The 23,931-nt window shown below is 54.6% G+C and carries 23 protein-coding genes and 1 pseudogene; 12 read left to right on the top strand and 12 right to left on the bottom strand.

Translation table 11 applies throughout. The features are described from left to right. From FHI25_RS18425 to FHI25_RS18390, 8 genes and pseudogenes are all read right to left on the bottom strand, one after another. Positions 1 to 606 (bottom strand): annotated as a pseudogene (locus tag FHI25_RS18425) (flagellin); the annotation flags it as partial. Positions 607 to 716: 110 nt separating this feature from the next. After that, on the bottom strand, positions 717 to 1,187 hold the full coding sequence (locus tag FHI25_RS18420) for a flagellar assembly protein FliW (RefSeq protein ID WP_210520264.1): 471 nt from the start codon (positions 1,185 to 1,187) through the stop codon (positions 717 to 719). Positions 1,188 to 1,286: 99 nt separating this feature from the next. After that, positions 1,287 to 2,519 (bottom strand): flagellin, encoded by a 1,233-nt coding sequence (locus FHI25_RS18415; RefSeq protein ID WP_210520261.1) that lies wholly within the window; start codon positions 2,517 to 2,519, stop codon positions 1,287 to 1,289. A gap of 27 nt (positions 2,520 to 2,546) precedes the next feature. Beyond that, on the bottom strand, positions 2,547 to 4,958 hold the full coding sequence (flgK, locus tag FHI25_RS18410) for a flagellar hook-associated protein FlgK (protein ID WP_210520259.1): 2,412 nt from the start codon (positions 4,956 to 4,958) through the stop codon (positions 2,547 to 2,549). A 17-nt stretch (positions 4,959 to 4,975) separates the two neighbouring features. After that, positions 4,976 to 5,437, bottom strand: coding sequence for a hypothetical protein (locus tag FHI25_RS18405; RefSeq protein ID WP_157194018.1), 462 nt, complete (start codon positions 5,435 to 5,437; stop codon positions 4,976 to 4,978). Between the two features lie 2 nt (positions 5,438 to 5,439). After that, entirely contained in the window at positions 5,440 to 5,784 is a 345-nt protein-coding gene (locus FHI25_RS18400) for a rod-binding protein (RefSeq protein WP_246879199.1), read from the bottom strand. 2 nt (positions 5,785 to 5,786) lie between these two features. After that, entirely contained in the window at positions 5,787 to 6,929 is a 1,143-nt protein-coding gene (locus tag FHI25_RS18395; RefSeq protein WP_008890406.1) for a flagellar basal body P-ring protein FlgI, read from the bottom strand. Between the two features lie 160 nt (positions 6,930 to 7,089). Then, on the bottom strand, positions 7,090 to 7,299 hold the full coding sequence (locus tag FHI25_RS18390; RefSeq protein ID WP_210520256.1) for a hypothetical protein: 210 nt from the start codon (positions 7,297 to 7,299) through the stop codon (positions 7,090 to 7,092). Between FHI25_RS18390 and FHI25_RS18385 the strand changes: the two genes are divergently transcribed. Next, a complete protein-coding gene (locus FHI25_RS18385) occupies positions 7,298 to 7,741 on the top strand; it encodes a flagellar assembly protein FliX (protein ID WP_210520254.1) in 444 nt (147 codons plus the stop codon). The genes FHI25_RS18390 and FHI25_RS18385 overlap by 2 nt on opposite strands. 150 nt (positions 7,742 to 7,891) lie before the next feature. Continuing rightward, a complete protein-coding gene (gene dksA / locus FHI25_RS18380; RefSeq protein ID WP_008890403.1) occupies positions 7,892 to 8,308 on the top strand; it encodes an RNA polymerase-binding protein DksA in 417 nt (138 codons plus the stop codon). 246 nt (positions 8,309 to 8,554) lie between these two features. On the opposite strand, the gene flgH is transcribed toward dksA, so the two are convergent. The 4 genes from flgH to FHI25_RS18360 form a co-directional block, all read right to left on the bottom strand. Continuing rightward, entirely contained in the window at positions 8,555 to 9,328 is a 774-nt protein-coding gene (flgH, locus tag FHI25_RS18375) for a flagellar basal body L-ring protein FlgH (protein ID WP_210520253.1), read from the bottom strand. Between the two features lie 105 nt (positions 9,329 to 9,433). After that, complete coding sequence (gene flgA / locus FHI25_RS18370; protein ID WP_210520251.1) at positions 9,434 to 10,363, bottom strand: flagellar basal body P-ring formation chaperone FlgA; 930 nt, start codon at positions 10,361 to 10,363, stop codon at positions 9,434 to 9,436. 186 nt (positions 10,364 to 10,549) lie between these two features. After that, a complete protein-coding gene (gene flgG, locus FHI25_RS18365) occupies positions 10,550 to 11,335 on the bottom strand; it encodes a flagellar basal-body rod protein FlgG (RefSeq protein WP_008890400.1) in 786 nt (261 codons plus the stop codon). Between the two features lie 70 nt (positions 11,336 to 11,405). Further along, positions 11,406 to 12,164 (bottom strand): flagellar hook-basal body complex protein, encoded by a 759-nt coding sequence (locus FHI25_RS18360; RefSeq protein ID WP_008890399.1) that lies wholly within the window; start codon positions 12,162 to 12,164, stop codon positions 11,406 to 11,408. 484 nt (positions 12,165 to 12,648) lie between these two features. On the opposite strand from FHI25_RS18360, the gene FHI25_RS18355 reads away from it, so the two are divergent. The 10 genes from FHI25_RS18355 to FHI25_RS18310 all read left to right on the top strand — a co-directional run bounded on the left by FHI25_RS18355 (position 12,649) and on the right by FHI25_RS18310 (position 23,754). Next, the gene (locus tag FHI25_RS18355; protein ID WP_008890398.1) at positions 12,649 to 13,185 is read left to right on the top strand and encodes a flagellar basal body-associated FliL family protein; all 537 of its coding nucleotides are present in this window, start codon (positions 12,649 to 12,651) and stop codon (positions 13,183 to 13,185) included. Positions 13,186 to 13,227: 42 nt separating this feature from the next. Beyond that, entirely contained in the window at positions 13,228 to 14,379 is a 1,152-nt protein-coding gene (fliM, locus tag FHI25_RS18350; RefSeq protein ID WP_063087511.1) for a flagellar motor switch protein FliM, read from the top strand. Positions 14,380 to 14,382: 3 nt separating this feature from the next. Next, the gene (locus tag FHI25_RS18345) at positions 14,383 to 15,075 is read left to right on the top strand and encodes a DUF6468 domain-containing protein (protein ID WP_210520250.1); all 693 of its coding nucleotides are present in this window, start codon (positions 14,383 to 14,385) and stop codon (positions 15,073 to 15,075) included. A gap of 151 nt (positions 15,076 to 15,226) precedes the next feature. Next, the gene (locus tag FHI25_RS18340; RefSeq protein ID WP_210520248.1) at positions 15,227 to 15,961 is read left to right on the top strand and encodes a hypothetical protein; all 735 of its coding nucleotides are present in this window, start codon (positions 15,227 to 15,229) and stop codon (positions 15,959 to 15,961) included. Positions 15,962 to 16,180: 219 nt separating this feature from the next. Beyond that, positions 16,181 to 16,567, top strand: a complete 387-nt coding sequence (locus FHI25_RS18335) for a response regulator (RefSeq protein ID WP_008890394.1) — start codon at positions 16,181 to 16,183, stop codon at positions 16,565 to 16,567. A 35-nt stretch (positions 16,568 to 16,602) separates the two neighbouring features. Further along, positions 16,603 to 17,244 (top strand): protein phosphatase CheZ, encoded by a 642-nt coding sequence (locus FHI25_RS18330; protein WP_063087517.1) that lies wholly within the window; start codon positions 16,603 to 16,605, stop codon positions 17,242 to 17,244. Between the two features lie 11 nt (positions 17,245 to 17,255). Then, positions 17,256 to 18,140 (top strand): flagellar motor protein MotB, encoded by an 885-nt coding sequence (locus tag FHI25_RS18325; protein WP_231959694.1) that lies wholly within the window; start codon positions 17,256 to 17,258, stop codon positions 18,138 to 18,140. Beyond that, positions 18,137 to 18,862, top strand: a complete 726-nt coding sequence (locus FHI25_RS18320) for a flagellar motor protein MotB (protein ID WP_008890391.1) — start codon at positions 18,137 to 18,139, stop codon at positions 18,860 to 18,862. Before FHI25_RS18325 ends, FHI25_RS18320 begins: the two co-directional genes overlap by 4 nt. Positions 18,863 to 18,864: 2 nt before the next feature. Next, positions 18,865 to 22,335, top strand: coding sequence for a hypothetical protein (locus FHI25_RS18315; RefSeq protein ID WP_210520246.1), 3,471 nt, complete (start codon positions 18,865 to 18,867; stop codon positions 22,333 to 22,335). Between the two features lie 99 nt (positions 22,336 to 22,434). Then, a complete protein-coding gene (locus tag FHI25_RS18310) occupies positions 22,435 to 23,754 on the top strand; it encodes a tetratricopeptide repeat protein (RefSeq protein WP_008890389.1) in 1,320 nt (439 codons plus the stop codon). Positions 23,755 to 23,931: the final 177 nt, after the last annotated feature.

Genomic DNA, 23,931 nt, shown 5'->3' with positions numbered 1-23,931 from the left:
GACCTGGCCACCGGCAGCGTAATCGATATCAACTTCAAAGTTGTTATCGGTGATGTCGCTATCGGTATCGGTCGCCCAGTAGTTGTTATCGGTGATGGAAAAGTTGTCGAAGCCGTTGACCGGGGTCAGGGCCGCGCCGCTTCCGCCGGCTGCGAGATCGTCGAAGTTGATCGCAACGTCGCCACCGTCACCCAACAACTGAATGCCGTTGAAGTTGGTCGAGGACGCTATGCGGTCGATTTCTTCGCGCAGCTGAACGAATTCGTCATTGAGGAACCCGCGTTCGGTGTCGGACAAGTTGCCCGAGGATGCCTGAACAGCAAGTGTCTTCATGCGCACCAGGATGTTATCGATGGTTGCCATGCCGCCATCGGCGATCTGCAGCATCGAGTTGGCCTGGTTGACGTTAACCGTTGCGGTTTTGAGGGATTCCGTTGTTGCGTTCAGACGTGCACCGATGGCCATGGAAGCGGCATCGTCACGTGCAGAAACAACACGGGTACCCGAGGAAAGTTTTGCAAGCGAGCGCGTCGCCATCGTGTCCGAAGCAGTCAGGTTTCGATGGGCTACGTTCGCTGCATAGTTGGAAATAATATTAAGAGCCATTTTATTCCTCCTACACGGATAAGATAGAATGGCTCAGGCCATTCAATCTTTCGGCGACATTGCCTTGGGGGACATCAAAGCAATGCGCGTGCCAATATGCTAGGCAAAAATTACAGGTCATGCTGCACAGAGTATTTTTCATTGGGCAAAATATGCTGCCAGGCGACCTGGCGCGCAGTGTCGACAAGAATGGGCGCACGCAGATTGGTCGACATCGTAATGCCCTGACCACTTGGCGCACTCCGGATGGTGACAACCATCAGAATGGCCATATCTGCGGCTTCGATCGCGAGACTTTTCTGCGCAGTCATCAGGTCTTTGTCCGCGTAAACACCGCTTTCCATATTGTACGGTGCGACGATAAAGGACAGGCTTGCATCCGTCAGGCTTTGATAAAGCTTGAACTGATCAAGTGATGTGTTGGGGATGTTGGCCAGTCCGAAAACATGGTGTTCAGGAAAGCCAAGGAGACCGACCGGCATATAGATGCCTTTGTCCCAGCTGAACTCGATGTCGCCGAAGCGTGTTTCCACGACAACGGATTCAGGTGTTTCATTCTCGGCGACGTTTTCGGTTTCCATTCCCGCAATTCTCCGACGGTCGAAAGGTTCTGTGTCGCATACTACCCTTGGTATCATGCGAACAAAACAGTTAAAGACGCAATACGATTTATATCACAATCAACGCAAATAGTTAGCCAAAGATAAATCTGCGGCGCGCGAGATGGAAATAAAACTGGCCTGCAGGGCCGTCGTGTACTGACTGACTTCCGCAAGGGTCAGGGGAACGTCAACAGTTTCGATGTCGGTGATGGCCTGGGCCGCAAAAACCTTGAAATCCTGATGGCGTTCTTCGAACCGTTCGACATTGGCAATATCGAGACCGATTTGCCCCTGAACGTTTGGAAGTTCGTTTATTGCATCGTTGATAAAGCCGAGTGCGACAGTCAGTGCATCCTGATTTTCAGTGCTTGCGGCAATGCCAAGGCCCTGGATCAATTTCTGGAATGCCGGGTTGTCGCCCAGAATGCCATAGGAGACATCATACTTGTCGTCGACCCGCAGATCCATGATCTGGTGATCGCCCATATAATAATCGGCATCCGGGCGCGGATTTCCCATTTTCTCCATACCAAGTTTTGAGAGAAAATCTCCGCCACCCGTTTCGGTAATAGTGATTGAGCCGTTCCCGACATTTTCAATATTCAAAAGCGTTGTGCCTTCACCGCCTAACCCCCGCAGCGACGCAATGGCGCGGTTGGTTGTGACGTTATTGATGGCATCCATGATGTCATCGATATCGTCGGTGGCGGCGTTGTAGTTGACCGTAGAGGTCGAGCTGTTGCCATTGACATCTGTGCTGACAATCTGGAGCGTGCCGTTAGTTGTTACGCCAAGTGAGGAGAGAAGTGCGCCGCTTGTCACCGACGTATTAAGTTTGCTGATATAATTGTCCGGCGCGCCGATTTTCTCGATATCCACTGCCGGTTCTTCGGAACGTCCGCCCGCAAAAAGGAAGCGTCCGTCAAGGTTGGTATTGAGCAAGTTGGCAATCTGTTGCAGTGCCTGGTCTGCTTCATTACGGATATTGACGTCATCAGCCTGTTGAGCGGAGCTTGCCTGGATGAGCAAGCTCTTCATCTCGGTCGCGATGGTCAGCATGCTGTCAACGGCGGTTTCCATGCTTTGCAGGCGCAATTTACCTTGCGTTGTATTGCGCAAGTACTGTTCCGTGCGGCTGTATTCGCCTTCAAGATTAAGCAGGCGCTGTGTGCTGTCGGCGATGCCTGCGTAATTGCGTGATTTGTACCCGCTGGACGCTTGGTTCTGAAGGTCTGTTACACGCGCAGCATTGCGGAGTGCCAGGTCCGAAAGCAATGTGTGGTTCGTATATGTCGCGACACGAGTTACCATGACAGCCTCATTTCATAAGCATGCAGTTTAAACTGCATTGAGCAGTGCATCAAACATTTCCTCAACCGTGGTAATCACTTGGGCAGAGGCGGTGTAGGCACGCTGAAAAATCACCAGATCCGACATCTCTTCATCAAGGTTGACGCCGGCTTCGTTCTGAATGCGGGTGCTAAGGTCAACCACCAGGTTGTCCTGGAAGTCATAGGAACTTTCGGCAATGCTGGCTTTTGTCGCTGCGGTTGCCACGATCCCAGCTGCATAATCGGTTAGCGATGTGCGTTCGCCCGACAGACCATCGGTCGCGCCGAAATCAATATCGGTGCGTTCAAAGGCATTACTGATCGAGTTTGCAGCGCTGTTGTCGCCTTCATGAACGCCGAAAGTGATGCCAAGACCCAGAACGGTCGTGAGAGCATCTGCGTTGGGCAGGCCATCGTCGCTGAAATAGAACGGATCGCCATCCGCATCTATGACATGGAGTTTATAACCACCCAACTGGCTGTCGAATTTGACTTCAGCAGTGATATTGTTGTCCGTCAGCGTCGCACTGTTGTTGATGGCATCAGCGATGTCTTGTAGCGAAGTGTTGGTATCGTAATCGATGTCGACATCTGTAAAATTGCCACTGACAGTCAATGTATAGTTGACCGGTGGCGGTACAAGCGGGCCCAAGTTAGGAATGGCCGCGTCCGGATCGATGATTGCGGTAGAGGTATTGTAAGTGTCCGCATTCATCTGTCCGCGCACAATCCGCGAGGGATCATTCTTGATTGCCGCGGCGACATCCATGTTGCCAGACAGGGATGGACGATCTTCGGTGAAGCCGATCTTTGAGGACAACGTACCCGAATCATTGATCGTCAGGTTGGCATTATATTCAATGACCAGACGGTAGCGGTCACCATCTTCGACAATGAAGGCAGCTTCTTCGGCGGCAGCGGCGGTGAAGCCGGCGCCCTGAAGTGCCGTACGGATGTTGTCGCGGATATCTTCAAGCGAGTCTGTTGCAGTGTAGTTGACTGTAATACCCGCTCCGGCAAGCGCACCCGTCCCTGCACTGATTGTAAAGGAACTTGCCGTCACACCCAGCGCACTGGTCGAACTTTGTTGCGCGGCAGAGGTCATGACATCGGATCTTTTGGTGGTCGTGACAAAGTCGTTCAAACCAAAATAGTGCGACATGCCCTGCTGGCGACCATCGCTCAGCGTGATCTCACTGTCTAATTCGTTAATGGCAACGCGGTTACCATCCTGGCCTTCGATAACCAGCCGATTGTCCACCAGTGATGCCGTCAGATACGATCCCGCGTCCGAGGCATTGATCGCATCAACGATGCCCTGAACCGTTGCCGGTGTTGTTGGCAGGGCAATATCAGCCCAGCTGTCAGTGGCAACAAGGTCACCATTTTGATCGAGTGCGGCAACGCGAAATGCACCGGTCGCTGTTAACGGATCGCTGCCATCGACCGTGCGTGTGCCCGAAAGGTTGGCGGGCGGCGGGAACGAAGTGCCTTTGTTATGTTCTTCATTGATGGCATCGCGCAGTTGAGTAGCCAGTTCGTTGATCTGGTCATTCAACGCCGGAATCTCGGAATCGCGCATTTCAAACAGGCCCTTCAGGGTCCCTGTGCGCAACGTGTCTGTAATGTCTTCGCCATCAAGCGAAACACCCGAGCCACCCGTACCCGGTTCGAAACCGGCAGTCTGTGTAAAGGAGAGTTTGTTGGGGGTGCGATCAAGAAGCGTGTTTGCACCAGCCGCAGAATACACGACGATCGAACCGTCACTGCGGCTGAAGGTCGTGATATCGATGATTTTTGACAGCTCATTAAGCTTCTGATCGCGCTGATCTTCAAGCTCTGTCGTTGGCTGTTCAAGGTTGTTCAGGCGAATGATGCCGGTATTGAGCTCAGAAATCTGCGTCAGCAATGTGTTGGCACTATTCACCTCATCGGTGATCTGGTCGTCGATGTCATCGCGCAGATCCTGAAGCTGGCTTGAGAGCCGCTCAAACGATTCCATGACCTGAATTGCGCTTTCGATGGCTTCGACGCGCGGGGAATTCTGGTCCGGGGTGACGCCAAGCTGTTCAAACGCGTCGGCCAGATCGTTGATGCGCTGGCTGATCGCAGCATCAGACTGGGTGGTGCCAAACAGGGTCTGAACGCGCATGAAAAACTCGTAACGGGCTTCTTCGCGACCGGCTTTACCCAGTTCGCCGCGCATTTCACGTACCAGGCCCTCGTTGACGTTACGATAAATGTCAGCAACCTGGGAACCGGCACCGACACCGTCAAGCGAGAGGGTCTCCTGACCGGCGATCTTTCTGGAATAGCCCTCGGTATTCACGTTCGAAATGTTCGAAGACGTGATCGCAATACGGGCTTGTGCCGTGTTAAGGCCAGAGATCGCAGTATTGAGTGCCTGAGTAAGTGACATGATCTTTGCCTTTACCCTTAAAGCGTTTCGTTGACGCTGTATGCGCCACCGGACTTATTGATCGTGCGACCATAACCGCCGAGCGACGCCTTGCTGGTGGTGGCAGAGCGGGTATAGGTCGTGCATTCTTCTTTGGATTTGTCATTGACCGCGCGGACGATGGCCTGAACCACGCGTTCGTTGGTCGCCTTGGCCGCCTGTAGTGTATTCATATTGCGCCTTGCAGCTTGCTGGAACTCGGCCTGAAGCTCGCGCAGCTCTTCACGTTCCTCTTCGGACATGGCGCGGAGTTCGTCACCACGGCTGCGCAGTTTTACAACCAGCTGCTCGTACTGCATTGCCAGGGCAGATTTTTCCGACAGGAATTGCTCATATTCGGCAGATGTCAGGCTGCGCAGTTCACTGGATTCACGTTCCAGCAGGGACATAAGGTCATAGGTGACGCTTTTAAGTTCTGTAACCAGCTCTTGGGTGGTCATTTTCATCCCTCCTGGACTTTAAGGATTTCGCGTGTAACAGCATCTGCAATTCCGATGCCACCTGCGCGGGACATTTCTTTGGCGTATTCATCAACAAGCATGGAACGCATCATCGTTTCACCATGCCCGCCGCCAAACATTTCGTTGGTTTCAAGGCCGGCAAACATATGGCTGAGCATCTGGCCAAGGAACATCGATTCAAATTCCTCGCCAGCCTTGCGCGCCTGTGCTTCGGTCTTGATGTGTCCGTCTGTGAGTGCATCCATCCGGGCCGCGATATTGTTTTGCTTGCCGTATTGTGCGCTGGTCTGTGCCTGCGCCATCAGTGCGGCGGTGCTGTCGGTCATCATCACATCACCTCGATTTCAGCCTGAAGAGCGCCAGACGTCTTGATGGCTTGAAGGATGGTGATCATGTCGCGCGGACCAACGCCAAGACTGTTGAGGCCATTGACCAGTTCCTGAAGGCTGACACCGCCATTCATAATGCCCAACTGATTGTCTTCGCCTTCATCGACCTCGATATTGGTGCGGTCGACAACCTCGGTCGTGCCGGTCTGCGAGAATGGCGAGGGTTGGGAAACCTGCGGCGTTTCGGTCACACGGATCGTCAGGTTGCCCTGCGCAATCGCGACACGGTTGATCCGGACATTTTCGCCCATCACGATGGTGCCGGTGTTTTCGTCAATCACAACACGCGCGATCTGATCGGGTTCAACACGAAGCTGTTCGATATCGGTCAGAAGAGCGACAATATTCTGATTGTAGCGTTCCGGAATGTTCAGACGCACGGTGCCCGGGTCGCTGGCGCGTGCAGCAACTTCGCCCAGATAGGCATTAATTGCTTCGGAGACACGGCGTGCAGTGGTGAAGTCCGGGTTGCGAAGGACAACTGACATGTCCTGCATGGAATTCAGGTTAAAGTCGATTTCGCGTTCAACGATGCCGCCATTGGCAATACGTGCCGAGGTCGGAACGCCTTTGACGATGGTTTCAGCATTGCCACCAGCGGAAAAACCGCCAACCGCGAGATTACCCTGGGCAACGGCATAAACTTCCCCATCAGCACCGACCATCGGGGTCACAAGCAGCGTGCCGCCCTGGAGGCTTTCGGCAGTGCCAATCGCGCTGATATTGACATCAATGCGCGACCCTTGACGCGAAAACGGCGGCAGGGTTGCAGTTGCCATCACGGCCGCGATGTTATCAGACTCAAGGTCTTCGATCTGGTCGCGGACGTTGATGCCAAGGCGTTCAAGCATCGCAACCATGCTTTGACGGGTAAATTCTGCATCGCCCAGATCATCGCCGGTACCATTCAAGCCAACCACAAGACCATAACCCACCAGCATGTTGTCACGCACGCCTTCGAAGTCGGCGATATCCTTGATGCGTGATTGTGCATGTGCAGGGGTAAGCTGCGTCAGGGCAAGCATTCCCAGCGTAAGCATTGCGAGTGCATTGCGTGCTATTTTGCCAAGACCTGTGATCATACTCTTAATTCCGCTTTTACATGGGATGCAGCGCATCCGGCAAATGAGGCGATTGATCGGGTAAACCGCGTTTGCAAAGCTATTTGCGAAAACCATGCCAACTGAGGCTTTCTGCCGGTACTGACCTTGGTAACGCCAAAATCCCCTGAAAACGACGCGTTTAAGGTGATTTTGCCTCTGTGTCGTCGCGGCCGATGCGCCAACCCGGCATTTTTTTCCCGTTGCGCGTCTGGCGCGATTGAGGGAGACTCATTTCTGCAAGTTTGGTGTTTGCCCATTCTCCGGCCGCTTGGGCTGGAGGAACGCATCCGACCATGCACTGCATATGTTCATTGAACAGATCGACAACAACTGAGCGGACACGGATCATGAAGGTTAGCGGTTCCAAGGCTGCCGGTACGAGTAATTCATCGCGCAAGAAATCGTCCGGCACATCTGGCGGAAGCGGTTTTGCTGACGCCATGCGTTCGCTCGACTCTTCCGGGGATGCTGGCGGTGCCGCGGGTGTTCGAAGTGCGGGGGCTGTCAGTGCCCTTGATGCCTTGCTTGCGCTCCAGCAAAGCGGGGATGCACTGGATTCGCCTAAAAAGGCCGCGATGTTGCGCGCAAAAAGCATGCTCGAGCAGCTTGAAGCTGTGCGAGACGGCTTGCTAAGTGGCCAATTATCCCCCGCACGCCTGCAGCAACTGGTCGGTTTGCTCGACCAGCAGCGCGAAATGATTGATGATCCCGAACTCTCTTCTGTTTTCGATGAGATTGATCTTCGCGCTCGGGTTGAGCTGGCGAAACTTGAGGTTTCCGGCCTGATCTGATTGTTTAATCAAAGGTATTTTTCATAGAAATATCGCAGAATTCTGCGCCTTTGAGGGGGGATTGGCATTTATTTGTTCAATCGGCTTGCACCGTTGGCGCGTGGCCTCTATATTGCCGCGCGATCGATGAGTCCTGTATAGAGGGCATACATGACTATCACTTTACCACCTGACTATCGTCCTGCTGAGGACGAAGAGTTCATGAACCCGCGTCAGCGGGAATATTTCCGCCAGAAACTTTTGACCTGGCGGGCAGAACTTCTGCATGAATCTTCAGAAACATTAGCGAACCTGCAGGATGGCGGGCTTCAGGAACCGGATCTTACCGACCGCGCGTCGGCGGAGACTGACCGGGCACTTGAACTTCGTACTCGTGACAGGGCGCGCAAGCTTATTTCAAAAATTGATGCTGCATTGCGTCGAATTGAAGACGGATCTTATGGTTACTGCGAAGAAACCGACGAGCCGATCAGCTTGAAAAGACTTGAAGCTCGTCCGATTGCGACCCTGAGCATCGAAGCCCAGGAACGCCACGAACGGATGGAGCGCACACGTCGCGACGATTGATCGCGCCGGGTGGAAAAAATACTTGGGATTTGGCTTGGCCGATCCCCGTCATGCAACGACATGACATGGTGGGAGATTACTGGTTAGGGATAACCAAAATCACAAAAGCCCGGCCTTATGGCCGGGCTTTTCGTTTTTGTGTCGCTCTGATGCGAAAAAGGCCACCCGAAGGTGACCTTTGAACGCTTCGCCATGTGATCAACCGGAACCCGGAAAACGGGATTGAGCCACAAGACTTTTCAAATGTTAGAACGGCAGAATGATGTCGAGAACTTCACTGCCATAGCGTGGCTGCTGGACATCTGAAATCGTCCCGCGACCACCGTATGAGATACGGGCTTCGGCAATCTTGTCGTAATTGACTTCGTTTGCGGAGCTGATGTCCGCGGCGCGAATAACACCGGCAATCTGAACTTCGCGAATTTCACTGTTCACACGAATTTCCTGGCGACCATGAATGACATAGTTGCCGTTCGGCAGAACCTGAATGACGATGGCCGCAACGCGCAAATCAATGGCTTCATTACGATCAAGAGTTCCGGCACCCCGGTTTGAAGTGTTGCTGTCGAAATCCAGCATCGAGGTCGGATCGATGCTTTCTGGCAGCACCTTGGTCATTTCTGCCTCAAGCCCGAACAGGTTCGGAACCGCGAGATCCTCGGAATTGGTGCGCGAACGCACTGTCGTGTTGGCGAGGGCCGCGCGGTCTTCCATTTCAACAACCACGGTCAGGATATCGCCGACCTGGTTTGCGCGTTGATCCTTGAAGAAGGACCGTGCGCCGGCACGCCACAGTGAGTTCGGGTTACGTTCGGCAACCTGCGGGGCAGGCATCGGCAAACTTACCGGGCGATAGGCCTCTGACTGTGTCGGGTTATCAATGGACGACAGCTTTGGCGGTTCGCCAACTTCGGAAAGCCGTTTCATCGCGTTGCAGCCTGACAGCAATGCTGTTGCGCCGATGAGCGAACTGACAAGTGCAATGCGCCGCCAAGATATCTGGGTGATTTTCGTAGGCATGAATTCCTCCTGGGTTCCTGCATTTGTTAACGCAAGTACCGTGCCAATTATCAGCTGGTATAAGAGGAAAAGCTTGCCGGGTTGTGTAGTGTTCTAGGGTGCGGATTACTGCGACAGAGCGGGCAGAGCGCGGACTTCGTTCTCGGCCACAACTTCGACCTGAATGGTCTTGTTGCTCGATTGGTTGACCACGCGAATGACATCCCCAAGTGATCCGTCTTCCATTGCCTTGCCGCGTGCGGTCAGGGACATGTTGGCAGTGACTAGGCGAATAATCACAAGCGATCCGCGACGGACCAGAATGGGGTTGCTCAGATCCCGGAACATCAAGGGTTCATTGGGATTGCTGGGCCGCATGACTTCCTTGCCAATAACATCATTGATGTCGCGAATGGCCCCGTTTGGAACTCGTTCGGACCGGAAATCACGGTATTCAACCTGATCGGAACGGATGACGGAGCCGCGCGATACTGGCTCGACCAACACCGGAACGCTTGTTAGCGGGTAATATTTGCCGCTGATCCGATATGTCCGTTGTTGGGCTGTCTGGGCGCCGGTTGTGACGCTGGCAACAAAGCGCTGGGTGCGTGAATTAACTTCGATGGCACTGACATCAACACTGTTTTGGGCGTCAACGGGCAGGTGAATTTGGAAATTGTCACTCGAAAGATCGACCGTGAAGGGGCGCTGAATACCATAGTCAACCAGCGAGATTTCAACCGCTTCACGGATCTCATCCATGGTAATCACTTGGCTGGCGCGCGTGATCAGGACCTGATCGGCTGTTGTGCGTGGACGCCATTCGACATTATGTCGCTGGGCAATCCCGTATAGCCAGCGATAATCAAGAACGGTTTGTTTGCCCGGCTGTGGCGCATGGGCAACGGCAATATCTTGCTGTTGGGGATCTAGCCCGGAAAACAGATCACCCAAGGTCACATACTGACCTTCGACCAGGGCATCAGGTTTGAGAAAGACAGAAGAACTGCTCGGCTGATTGTTACGAAGGTTGCTGCCTTGGGATGATTGCGCCAAAGCGCTCTCTGTCAATGGGGGCAGAGACGCAATTGCGGACAACAGTGCGAGCGCGAGGATTATGTTCTTTATCTTCATCCGCCTACTGTACCACGGAACGGTATAAATCGCGTAAATACAGTTTGCGCAAGTTCGCAGATCATGCGACCGCAACTTGCGCAAACGAAATGCTTTCAGAACCTGAAATTATCGCAGGTTGCTGACGGCGCTCATCATCTCGTCCGTGGTCGAGATCGATTTGGAGTTCATTTCATAAGCGCGCTGCGCCTTGATCAGGTTGGTGATTTCCTGAACCACGTTGACGTTCGAGGATTCAAGATATCCCTGCTGAACCGTGCCATAGCCAACATCCCCCGGGGCGCCGACATTGGCCTGGCCGGATGCTTCGGTTTCAAGGAACAGGTTGTCGCCAAGGGCGTTAAGGCCCGGCGGGTTGATAAAGGTCGCAAGCTGAAGCTGACCAAGGTTCTGCGGGGCAACCTGGCCATCGATCTCGGCAAAAACTTCACCGTTGGAGTTGATGGTTACCGAGCGCGCATTGGCCGGAACCGTGATGCCCGGCTGAACCGCAAAGCCATCCTTGGTCACAAGCGCACCGTTGGCATCAAGTTTAAGCGTACCATCACGGCTATAAGCCGTTTCCCCGCTGGGCAGGTCGATCTGAAGATACCCGCGGCCCTGAATGGCAATATCAAGCTCGTTCTCGGTCATGGTCAGCGACCCCTGACCCATGTAGCGGCCGATTGCGGCGGTCTTCACGCCAAGGCCAACCTGAACACCGGTTGGCACGATCGTGCCGGTGTCGGAGGACGGCGAACCTGCACGGCGCAAATCCTGATACAGCAGATCCTGGAATTCAGCACGTTGGCGCTTGTAGCCGGTGGTGGTCATGTTGGCGATGTTGTGCGAGGTCACATCCACGTTGGTGGACTGAGCCTGCATGCCCAAAGCGCCGATATCAAGTGACCGCATCTGTCTTCTCCTTCGATTGCGCAGATTTTGCGCTATAATTCGATGTTATCTATCGGGGTCCACTGCCGGTTCAGGCGCGGACATCCCCGAGTTTGTTGATCATGTTGCGCATACGCTCGTTCTCGCTTTCAAGAGAACGGCTGACCGATTGATACGTGCGAAGAACGTCAATCATCTGCGTCATGGCGCTGATTGGATTGACGTTGGATTTTTCCAGCGCGCCCTGAACGATGCCGGGATTTTCGACAAGTTCGACGGCGTCTGCGTTGTTTTCATCTTCCGGCGCACGATAAAGGGTGTTCCCGGTGACGATCATTTCCTGCACGTTATCGACAGTAACGACCTGAAGTTTGCCGATCTGGCCGATATCGGTCGAAATGGACCCATCGCCCTTGATTTCGATCTGGCCGTCTGCCTCGTTAAAGAACAGTGGCTGCCCGGCATCACTCAGCACGGGAAAACCGTCATTGGTGATCAGCTGGCCGCCCGGATCGAGGGAAAAGTTGCCCGAACGGGTATATTGGACACCGGTTGGTGTTTCGACGGCAAAGAACATGTCCGGCTGGCTAAGCGCCACATCAAGCGGACGATCTGTATGTTCAATGTTGCCGACAGTGGTATTTCTGTATTGCGAGATATCCTGAACCAGCGAGATTTCGCGTTCGCCACGGAACGGCGCGTCCTTGTTCTTTGCGATCCAGTCAGTGAACATCATGCGCTGCTCTTTGTAACCAGTCGTGTTCATGTTTGCCATGTTCTGCGACAGGTTGTTCATCATGCTGCGCAGCGTCTTCTGACGGGACAGAGCAATGTATGAAACGTTTTCCATGGTCGAATTTCCCTTTCAGGACTGTAACTTGACCATCAGGAATGCGATCTGCGTGCCAGTTTGATTAAATAGTTGATTTAACAGAATAAATTTTAAGTTCGGCATTTGTTGCCGGTCGTTCTTTGCTGCAATTTTGCTGAAAGTGCCGTTGCCGACTGCCGTTATGGGCAAAGGATTGCCGGGTGACCGGAGAGGTCGGCAAAACATGTCCGGTTTGCAGGGTGGTACAGGGGTATCTGACAATTGCGCCACAAGCCGGATGCTCCGATCCGGCAATTTATTCCGGGAGGGGCGCGACAGGCTATTGCTTTGCATGCCCGGGCTGAACATATGGCGCTGAGATGGTAATATTTACCGCTGTGACAAATCACCAATAGACCGAAACGCAACATATTTTTAACGTGATAGCGTTATGGCTTTTAATCCGGCACAGTGTTTGCTGGATCAGGAAGATAGAACTTCAAACGCAGGAATTCGCGAAGCGATGGGTGACGACGTCGACGAAATCGAAATGGACGAGGGTGGCGGTGGCCGAAGCAAAAAGATGCTGGTCGTGGTCATTCTACTTGTGCTGCTTTTGCTGGGCGGTGCTGCGGCGGCGTATTTCACCGGCATGCTTCAGCCGGTGATAGATATGCTGACCGGCGGCGGTGGCGAGCAAACCGAGGAAGTCATCACAGAAGATTCGATTGAAAATGACCCGGGCGTTCCGGAAAATGTCGGCTTTGTCGACTTGCCGGAAATTCTGGTCAATCTGAATACCGGTGGCGGAAAGCAGAGCTACCTTAAAATCCGTGTCAGTCTGGAAGTCGCCGATCAGGGCATGCTGCCGCAGGTCGAACAGATGATGCCGCGCATTGTTGACAACTTTCAGGTCTATCTTCGCGAACTGCGTCCAGAGGATCTTTCCGGCTCCGAAGGGATGTTCAGATTGCGCGAAGAACTTTTGATCCGGGTAAGTGCCGCGGCCAAGCCTGCGAAAATAAACGACGTTTTGTTCAAGGAAATGCTGGTACAATAATCTTGTAGCAGCCCGAGTGCCAAATTCAGGAAGCAATCGCTGATGGCTGATGAAGACGAAGATGATGATGCTCTCGCCGCTGAATGGGAAGCCATGGCAGGCGGCGATGACGAGGGTGGAGACGACGGCGGCGAGGACATGGCCGCCGAATGGGAATCCATGCTCGGCGATGATGACGGCGACGATGATGGCGGCGGCGACGATATGGCCGAAGCCATGGGCGGCGGCACATCTGCGCGCGTTCTGAACCAGGACGAAATTGACAGTCTTCTCGGCTTTGATGACGGTTCGGGTGCAGGCGACCAGTCGGGTATTCAGGCCATCATCAACTCGTCGATGGTGGCCTATGAACGACTTCCGATGCTTGAAGTCGTGTTTGACCGCCTTGTGCGTATGATGTCGACATCCTTGCGTAACTTCACATCCGATAACGTCGAAGTCTCGCTTGATAACATCCTGTCGCTGCGTTTCGGTGATTACCTGAACTCGATCCCGTTGCCGGCCATGCTTGGTGTTTTCAAGGCTGAGGAGTGGGATAACTACGGGCTGCTGACCGTCGATTCAGCGCTGATTTATTCCATCGTGGACGTTCTTCTGGGGGGGCGTCGCGGTACGGCGGCCATGCGTATTGAAGGTCGTCCCTATACCACGATTGAACGTAACCTTGTGGAACGTATGATCCACGTGGTTCTTGGTGATCTTTCGGCTGCGTTTGACCCGCTAAGCCCGGTGACATTCCGCTTTGAGCGCCTTGAAACCAACCCGCGTTTTGCCACCATTGCTCGTCATGCCAACGCCGCCATCGTGGCGAAGCTTCGCATTGACATGGAAGACCGTGGTGGTCGACTTGAACTTCTGATCCCTTATGCGACGCTGGAACCGGTTCGTGAACTTCTGCTTCAGATGTTCATGGGGGAAAAGTTCGGTCGTGACTCCATTTGGGAAAACCACCTCGCAAATGAGCTGTGGCAGACCCATGTTAATCTATTGGCTGTTCTTGATGAACAGATCATGGCCCTTGGCGATGTCCTCAACCTTGAAGTTGGGAACAGACTGGTTCTTAATACTGGTCCGACCTCGCCTGTCGAGGTCCGCTGCGGGGATGTGCCGTTGTTCAAGGGGTTGATGGGGCGCAAGGGTGACAGGATTGCCATTCAGGTTCGTGATCGTGCGCGCATAAACGAGGAAGACTAGCTGATGGACTTCGCGTTCTATCTGGATCTTGTGATGATCGTGCTGTTGGGGGCAACGATTGTCTATGCGATTATTCTGAACCGCAAGCTGGCAGCTTTTCGGCGTAGCCGCGAAGACATGCAGAACTTCCTGACCGCGTTCAATGCCGCCAATGAGCGTGCAGAAACGTCGATCACCGCCCTTAAGGAAATGGCGGAGCAGTCTGGCGAACGGCTGCGCGAGGATATTGAAAAGGCCGGCGCGCTGAACGAAGACCTGAGCTTTATGGTCGATCGCGGTGAAAGCATCGCCAACCGTCTTGAAAAGGCTGCGCGCGACGTTAATTCCGTGCGCCGTACCGCTGGAAATGCGGCCGACGGCATGGCTGCTGGCGGTGATGGCGGAAAATCGGCCGGGGCTGGTAATGCCGGTCTTGGGCGGATGAAGGCGGCCAAAGACCGCAATGATGTAATTGACGACCGTGATCGCGTCGGTGTTGAAACCCGTGCCGAAGAACTTGCCGCCAGAATGGTCGGCGAGATCGAGCGCGGGGGAAATGGCCCGGTCGATGATGGCTATGACCGTGAAGAGCCCGCGCGTTCGGGCGGATCATATGGCAGTCGGGCGGATGTGTCTGATCCCTATGATCAGGATGAAGATGCGGGACGCTCCGAGGCAGAACGTGAATTGCTGGCGGCCTTGCGGTCGGTTCGATAAGAAGTTTCAAGCAACGAATTTGCGTTGTTGTCGGTCTTGAGATTACGAGTTTTCTATATATCTAATGGGTAGGATCCCGTTCCACTGGAACGGACAGAAATCAATCGGGAAGGAGCATGGGCACTTTGTGCCGACATGCTTGGGTGTGTGAATGTCAGGTGTGCGTATTCTGCCGTTGGTCGTTCTGGTTGGCGTGATGGTGCTTTCGATGCGGGTGGTCAACCTGTTTTCGTATGACTCCGCCAAGCCGGAAACGGCAGAGAATAAAGGTGTCAGCGTGGTGCAGATGGCCCAGGCGCAGGCACCGGCACCGGCACCCGATCCTGCTGCCGAACAGGCCGCGACACCGGAAAATGGCGATCCGGGTCTGGATAACCCGGAAGGGCTTACCATGGAAGGTGAGCCGATTGACGGTGTCACGGGTAACCCCGACGTGCCACCGATGCTGGGCGGTGACCCGACCCTTTTCACCCAGGAAGAAATTGACCTGTTGCAGAACCTGTCGGTCCGCCGTGTCGAGCTGGACCGCAAGGAGCAGCGCCTTGACGAACGTGAAAGCCTGATTGCCGCCGCCGAAGCGCGCATCGATGCCAAGATCGAGGAAATGAAATCCCTGAAATCGGCCATCGAAGGTCTGGTCGAAACCAAGGAAGCGCAGGAAGACGATCGCATCAAAAAGCTGATCAGCGTTTATGAAAAAATGAAGCCTAAAGATGCGGCACGCATCTGGAACGATCTTGATATGGATATTCTTCTGCAGGTCGCACTGGGCATGCGCGAAGCCAACACCGCAGCCGTTCTGTCAGAAATGACGCCGGATCGTGCGCGCGCGCTGACGTCCGAGCTGGCCTACAAGCAGGATATCAATATGTTACCGCTTCAATAGCGGAATGCTGCAAAGGATTGACCGCACGGCCCGAATGGGAAAGAGTGGCCGTTGGGGGATAATTTTTGAGCGAAGACAACGTGGTGGCGAATTTAATCGTGGGTTAAACATCTTGATTAACCAATATTAAATAGGTACATCACGATTATTAGGGGCCTTGTTACTATGCGGAAGTATGGTAGGCAAGGGTGGGAGATCAGATAGCTGATGGAGTTGTGAATGGCCGTCGATCCGAATATGCCGATCCTGATTGTGGATGATTACAAAACCATGTTGCGTATCATCCGTAACCTTCTGCGGCAGCTCAACTTTACGAATATTGAAGAAGCGACCGATGGTAGCATGGCGCTTCGCAAACTGCGTGAGGCTCCGTTCAGCCTCGTGATTTCCGACTGGAACATGGAGCCGATGACCGGTCTTCAGCTTCTGAAGGAAGTCCGCGCAGACGCAAAACTGAAGGATATGCCCTTCATCATGATCACCGCTGAAGCCAAGACCGAGAACGTGGTCATGGCGAAAAAGGCAGGCGTCTCCAACTATATCGTCAAGCCGTTCAACGCAGAGACGTTGAAAGGCAAGATGAAGACTGTCATTGGTGATTTCTGATCAGGAGCGCGGGGCAGGTGTCCCGCGATACCGCTATGTCTAAGGCGACCAAAGACGAGCTACGTCAGTTGTTGAATGATCTTCAGGCTCGCCTTGACGGTGATGACCTGAAGGTCGAACAATTGTCCGATCTGATGGATCAGTTGTCGCGCTTTATGGGCGATAAACCGACCGATGATCAGAAACGTTTGTTTGGCGAGCTCGATGAGCTTTCCGGCATCATTCGCAAGATGAAATCGGAGATCGCCTCGCTTCGTCCGGACGATATCAAGGCCGAGTATATTCCCAACGCAACCGACGAGCTTGATGCCATCGTCGATGCGACTGCCGGGGCAACGCACGAAATCCTTGATGCCATGGACACGCTTGAAGAATTCGCAAGCACCTTGCCGCCAGAACAGGCCGAAATCGTGACCAGTGCAACGATGCGCGTTTACGAAGCCTGCAACTTCCAGGATATCACCGGCCAGCGCACCACCAAGGTGATCAAAGCCCTGAAATCCATCGAAGAACGGGTTGAAGGGCTTGTGACGGCATTTGGTGATGAAATTGCCAAATATGCTGCTGCCAACCCGCGGAAGAAAAAAGAACCGGAAGGCGAAGAGGCTTTGCTGAACGGTCCGCAGCTTGAAGGAAAAGGCGTAACGCAGGCCGACATCGACGCGATGTTTAACTAAGTGGCGTTATCATGGCGGAGATAGAGGACGATGGACCGACACCACCTTCCCCCCCTACAAACGGGGCAGTGGCGTTGTTTCTGGCGCTCTATCTTCTTCTGCTAGCCTTTTTCATTCTGCTCAATACCATTTCGACCTTTGAAGAGGTCAAAACCCGCGAAGTGCAGGAAAGTCTTTCCTCGGCATTTGCGGCCATTCTCCCGCCGACAACCAGTCTGCAGACCGTGACCTCCATCGAGGGGCCAACGGTATCAGCACAGGAAACCCAGGACAAGCTGGGGCATCTTTTCGAGACAGCCATCAAAGTGGTCCGGGTTGAAGTCATTCAGCCGGGCAAGCTGATGGAGGTCATCATGCATGTCGATCAGCTGTTTGATACCAATTCCATTCTGGTCCGCGAAAGACAGGCCGATTTCATGCGCCAGCTTGCCGAAGTGCTGGCTGATGATGATGGGTATGCCTCCTACGAGATGGAAATGGTCATGGGCAGCCAGATCGAAGACAAAGGCACGATCCAGATTGAAAACAATCTTCAGATCGCCCAGGCTGGATCATTTGCCCGCGAACTGACCGATGTCGGCGCACCCGAAGACCGTTTCTTTGTCGGGATTGATCCGGGTGCCGACCCGTTCATCGTGACGTTCCGCTTTTTCTGGAATTTCGGTCCCAAGGAAGCACCGGAACCGATCAATCGTAACGGCAACGGAAATGAAACGCCCGCCGCAACGCCGACCTCCACGACGCCGGATTCTGGCGCAAATGGCGGTGGTTCGGGCGGGCAGACGGGTGCTGTCGCGCCACAACAATTCATGATCCCGCCGGCAAATGGTGGCGCGCAGCCCTCCATTTCCCAGCCGATCCCGCTTGGACCGCAAGCATCGGGAGGTGGCGGATGAGCGAAGACGCACCACGCAAGCCTGAGGTCAAGGGCCCACCGCCCTGGATGCTTAGTCTGGCGGATCTGATTTCGCTGCTGCTGACTTTCTTTGTCATGCTGTTTGCCATGTCCAAGGTCAAGATCGATCGCTGGGACGAGGTCGTTGATGCCTTGTCGCAATCGATCAAACCTTCGCCGGTTGAAGATACCGACGAGCCGATGGCGAACATGAACATTCCGCGTGTGTATCGCAAACCGGCAATGAACCTTGATTATCTCAGTGCCGTGATTGACGACGCGATTGATGACAACCCGGTGCTGGGGGATGCGCGCATGTCGCGCGAAGCCGACAAACTGGTGATTTCCCTGCCGGGTGATATTCTGTTTGTTGCCGGTAGTTCGGATATGACACCCAAGGCGCAGCAGGCGCTGTTTGTGCTTGGCGGGGTGTTGCGCAATATCGGTAACCGTATCGGTGTTCAGGGGCATACCGATCCGCGGCCGCTTAGCGGGCGCGGGCAATATGCATCGAACTGGGAACTTTCGCTGGCCCGTGCCGGGGCTGTTGCCAACGAGTTAAAGCAATCCGGTTACACAGATTACATAAATATTTACGGATTTGCGGCATCAAGATACGACCAGCTTCCCAAACTCTTGGATGAGGAGGCGCGATTTGCAATGGCGCGCCGGGTCGACATTGTAATCGAGCCTCACGGGGGAAGCGGGATCGGAGGCACGTAAGTATGGCGAAACTTGCCGTGCGCATCCTGCTGGCGGTTGCAATTGCGACCACCACGGCAATGGTTTTGCCTTATAGCGGAATGCGCCCTGCAATAGCCCAGGTGGCGGACCCTGTTATCATCCGCTCCGGGCTTCATAACGGGTATGGCCGAATTGTTCTGCAATGGAACGAGCCGGTCAATTACACCGCCGAGATCATCGGCGACCAGTTGGTCGTGCGGTTCGATCAGCCATTGGTGGCTTCGTTGCGCGGTGTTCTGACGCCGGTTTCACGCTATATTTCCGATGCATTCTTTGATCCCGATGGTCGCACAATCGCCTTTGTGCTGAGTGACGATTACGAAGTGCGCGCGTTTAACGTCGGCAGCAACGTCGTCCTCGATATCCTCGATAAACCTGACGCACCGGCACCCTCCGTACCAACACCCCCGGCGCGTCCTGCACAGGATGACCAAACCCCTGAAATAACCCCGGCGCCGACAACACCTGTTGAAACCGTTGCCGATAACCCGGCAGAACTGGCGGAGCTTGACGTGCGGGTCGGACGCCATCCGACCTTCTATCGACTGGTGTTTGACTGGCCAAACCGCACCGATTACGTCCTTGAAGGGACACAAGGCGCGCAAACCATTGCGTTTGATGCGCCAGCCCGGATCAATGCCAACGATATTTCAAGACGCCTGCCCGAAGGTGTGCGTGTGCGCCAGGGCGATACCAATCCGCTGGATGTCGTTGTCGAAACGACCCCGGCGCGGCAATTGCGGCATTTCCGGTCTGGCAACAAGGTCGTGGTTGATATCATGGGCGTGCAGCGTGCCCCGGCAACGACCACCGCGCAAACCCGCACGACAGACACACCAGAGGCCGGGGTGACAACCCCAGCCCCGCCTGCGCCTGCAACCCGGTCTGCGACTGCGCAGAACGAAGAAGCGGCGCCGGACGTTCCCGATGCAGGCGAACCAACGTCCGAAGAGGGCGCGCTTGACCCCAACTCGCCCGAAGCCCTTGCACAGGCCGCGCAGAACGCTGGCAATACTGTTCGAACCAACGGGCAGGCACCGATCGAACGGCAAAGCATTGGCGATCTTGTTGTCACCGTTGATCAGACCGCGACCGAACTGACGCTTGGTTTCCCGTTCGGTCAGCCGGGCGGGGCGGCGGTATGGTCGCGCGCCGGGTTCTTGTGGTTGGCGTTTGATGTACGTGCCAATCTCAATCTTGATAACGTGCGCCAACAGGCTGCCCAGATCGTCGGCGTTGTCGAACAGATCGAAAGCCCATACGCAACGATTGTCCGCATGACAATCCCCGAGGGCATCGGCCTTTATACCGGCCGGAGTGAAACGGGCGATTGGCGCATCACCATGCAGCAAGGCATCATGCAGCCGGTTGAAAAGCTGGGGCCGTCGATTGAGTTGGATGAACAGACCCGTGCGCGCCTGATCGTACCCCTTGAGGATGTCGGACCGATTATCCCGATTGATGATCCCGAAGTCGGCGACACCCTGCGTGTGACTACGACAACCCAGAACGGCTATGGCATCGAGGTTGCGCTGCGCTATCCGGAATTTGAAGTTCTTCCTTCTGTTCAGGGCGTGGTTGTTGCCCCGATGAATGACAGCGTGCAGGTCGCAGGGCGCGATGATGGGCAGGCGGTGATTGTTACCGCCGAAGATGGCCTTAACATTTCACCGGAAGGCGCACGGTTGCTGGCCTCGGCAACCGGGGTGCGCGCGCAAACAGGTGATGGCCGTGAGGGGCTTATTTTCGAGCTGGATGACTGGCGGCGCGGTGGTCTGGATCAATACAATAAAACCATCCGTGGGCTGCGCCGGAAGATTGCAGAATCCGGTGACGAGCATCGCAACAAGGCGCGCCTTGATCTGGCCCAGTATTATCTGGCCAACGGATTGGGACCCGAAGCCGATGCGGTGATTTCCGCCATGGAACACGATGATCCGCTGATTGCCCAGCGATTGCAGTTCCGTGCCCTTAAGGCAGCGGTCAAGTTCCTGAACCGGGAATACGAAGAGGCCGAACGCCTGCTTGAAGATGAACGTCTGCGCAAGATCCCCGAGATGCAGCTTTGGCGGGCAGTGACCCTGGCGGCGCGCGGGCGTCCGAACGAAGGTGCGCGCGATCTTCTTGAAAGTGTTCATATCCTTGATTACTACCCGCCGGAATTGCTGTCGCGTCTGGTGCCGATTGCGACCGAACAGGCCTTGATCGTTGGCAACCCCGAAGCGGGCATGGATATGATCGAAAAGATGCTGGTGACCCCGGGTCTTTCCGAAAGCAAGATCATGGATATCCAGTACCTCAAGGGTATTTTCGAAGAAGAAGCCGGCGAGCTTGAACAGGCTGTCGCGACCTGGGATCAGGTGGCAGAGGGTGAAAACCGCAAGGCGCGTGCTCACGCGATCTTTGATCGCACCGAACTTCTGATGCGGCTTGAACGCCTGACGGTCGAAGATGCGATCGAACAGCTTCAGAAACTGCGTTTTGCATGGCGCGGTGATGCGTTCGAGATGGCGTTGCTTAAACGTATTGGCGAACTGCAGATCGAGAACAAGGATTTCCGCGAAGGGCTTAATACCCTGCGTCAGGTTGCGATCTTCTTCCCGAATATGCCGGTGGCGACCGAGGCGACCGACATGATGCACAAGACTTTCGAAAACCTGTATCTCGGCGATGAAATCAATAATATCTCGGCGATCAAGGCGGTTGCGCTGTATGACGAGTTCCGCGAACTGACCCCGGCGGGTGACAAGGGCGACGAACTTATTCGCCGTCTTGCCGACCGCATGGTTGATGTCGAACTGTTTGAACGCGCCGAGGAACTCCTTGAACATCAGGTCGACTTCCGTCTGACCGGGGTGGAAAAGGCCCGGGTCGGGGCGCGACTAGCCTTGGTTTATCTTCTTGATAGCAAGCCCGAGGAAACCATCCGCATCATCGACGAGACCGAAGTGCCGGGCGTTTCCGATGAACTTGCCACCCAGCGTCGACATCTTCGGGCGCGTGCCCTGCTTGATACGGATCGCGGGGTTGAGGCAATTGCATCGCTTGAAGGCGACTATTCGCGCAATGCCGAATTGTTGCGGATCGACCATTATCGCAATACCCGCGATTACATGTCCGCCGCCGAGACGTTCCAGCGTCTGGTCGGTGAAGAACCGTTCGATGAAAACGGTATCTCGGATGAGCGTGGCCGATACATGCTCAATTGGGCGGTCAACCTAGCAATGGCCGGGCAGGAACGCACCCTTAACATGCTCAAGCGGCGCTATGGCGAAGTCATGGCCCAAAGCCCCTATGCCGAGGCCTTCAGCCTGATCACGTCTTCGCCGACCCAAGGGTTGATCGATTACCGGACGCTTGCCGATCGCGTCGACGAAGTAGAAGAGTTCCAAGGTTTCCTTGCAACCTATCGAGACCAGTTGGAAAAGTCGCAGCTTAGTGCTATAAATTAACGTTCAATAACTATATCTTGGCGCCTTTTTCGCCCAAAGTGGGTGTAAGCGCTATGATTCTGTTGGGTTTTTTTGAGCGGTGAAGAGTGTAGTGCTGTGATGGATCGTGCACTTAAAATGGTCTATTACGATGAGGCGAATGTCGAAAAGGACATTTTCGCCCAGCTTTCGCTTGCCCAAAAGCATTATCTGGGCGACGGCATGCCGCGTGATGAGTCCGCGACCCGCCGCATCCTTGACCAAATTCACAGACAGAGCCGTGCTTTTGCGGCCGTTTGCTATGGCTATATGCGCAGCAAGGGACTCGGCGTTGCCGAGGATCTTGGCGAAGGCCAGCAGTGGTACCGCGAAGCGGCGTACTGGTTTAACGAAGAAGCTGCCGCTGGTGGTCCGGTATCGGCAAACAACCTTGGTTATCTCTATGCCAAGGGGCTTGGCGTTCAGGAAAATGCCGAAACGGCGGCGCACTGGTTTGAAGAGGCGATCGAGTTCGGCTCTGTCGCAGCACTTTACAACCTTGGTGTTTGCTATCTGAACGGTTGGGGCGTGCCGCAGGACGACGAAAAGGCTGTCTCCTATTTCGAACGCGCAAGCGAACTGAATGACCCGTCTGCTGCCAGCGTTCTGGCATATCTTTACCTTGAAGGCCGCGGTGTTCGTCGCGATCCTTCGAAATCGTTCGAGTTTAACATGCGCGCTGCACGCGCCGGCAGTGTCGAGGCCGCATCGGCCCTTGGCTATGCACTTGGTGTCGGGCTTGGTGCGGAACGCAATATCGCCGAAAGCATCAGCTGGTTTGAACTCGCCGCGAGCGAAGGCGATGCCTATGCCCAGGCCAACCTTGCGATGTATTTCTGCCATTCATCGGATTTGAAGCTGTTTGACCGTGGCTGGAAGATGTTGAGCCATGCGGTTAATCAGGGGGATGCATCTGCAAAATATCAGATGACCCAGATCCAGATTTTCGGTGTGCCGCACCGCGAACCCGATTACGCCAATGCGCTGGACCTTGCTATGGATCTGGCTGAGCTTGGCCATCCGGGCGGCTATCACCTGATCGGTGTAATGTACGAACATGGCCTCGGCGTGCCGGTTGATATGGTGCGCGCGGCAACCTGGTATGAACGTGCCGCCCGCAAGGGATCGGCAAATGGTCAGGCAGCACTTGGACGCCTTTATGCGATTGGCAGTGGCGTCGAACAGGACAATATTCTGGCCTATTACTGGCTGAAAATGTCGGCACCGACCGAAGGCAGTCAGGCGCAGCGCGAAATGGGGGCAATCCATGCCCGCATGAGCGAGGACGAACGCAAGGTGGCCGAAAAATACGTGGCGGAAAATCCCGGTCCGCGTCGCGGCAGCTTTGGCCTCAAGCCGCTTGAACAGGATGTTTTCAAATCCGGCCGCCGCCAAGGTTAGGACCGGATATCCGTTGGGCGCCAAAGCCCAAGTCTAGGGAAGACCAAAAGCCGTCCTGCGCTGCAGGCGGCTTTTTTATTTGCCGATCGGGTTCGAGGGATGGTGTTGTTACCAATGGCGCTGGATACAGGAAAACTAATCCATTGATGCCATCTGAATTTGAGTTATGGTTTTAAA

The organism is Thalassospira sp. ER-Se-21-Dark, from assembly GCF_017922435.1.
Classification (GTDB): Bacteria; Pseudomonadota; Alphaproteobacteria; order Rhodospirillales; family Thalassospiraceae; genus Thalassospira.
The sequence above is the reverse complement of the archived record's forward strand: the minus strand, read 5'-3'. Positions and strand labels throughout refer to the sequence as shown.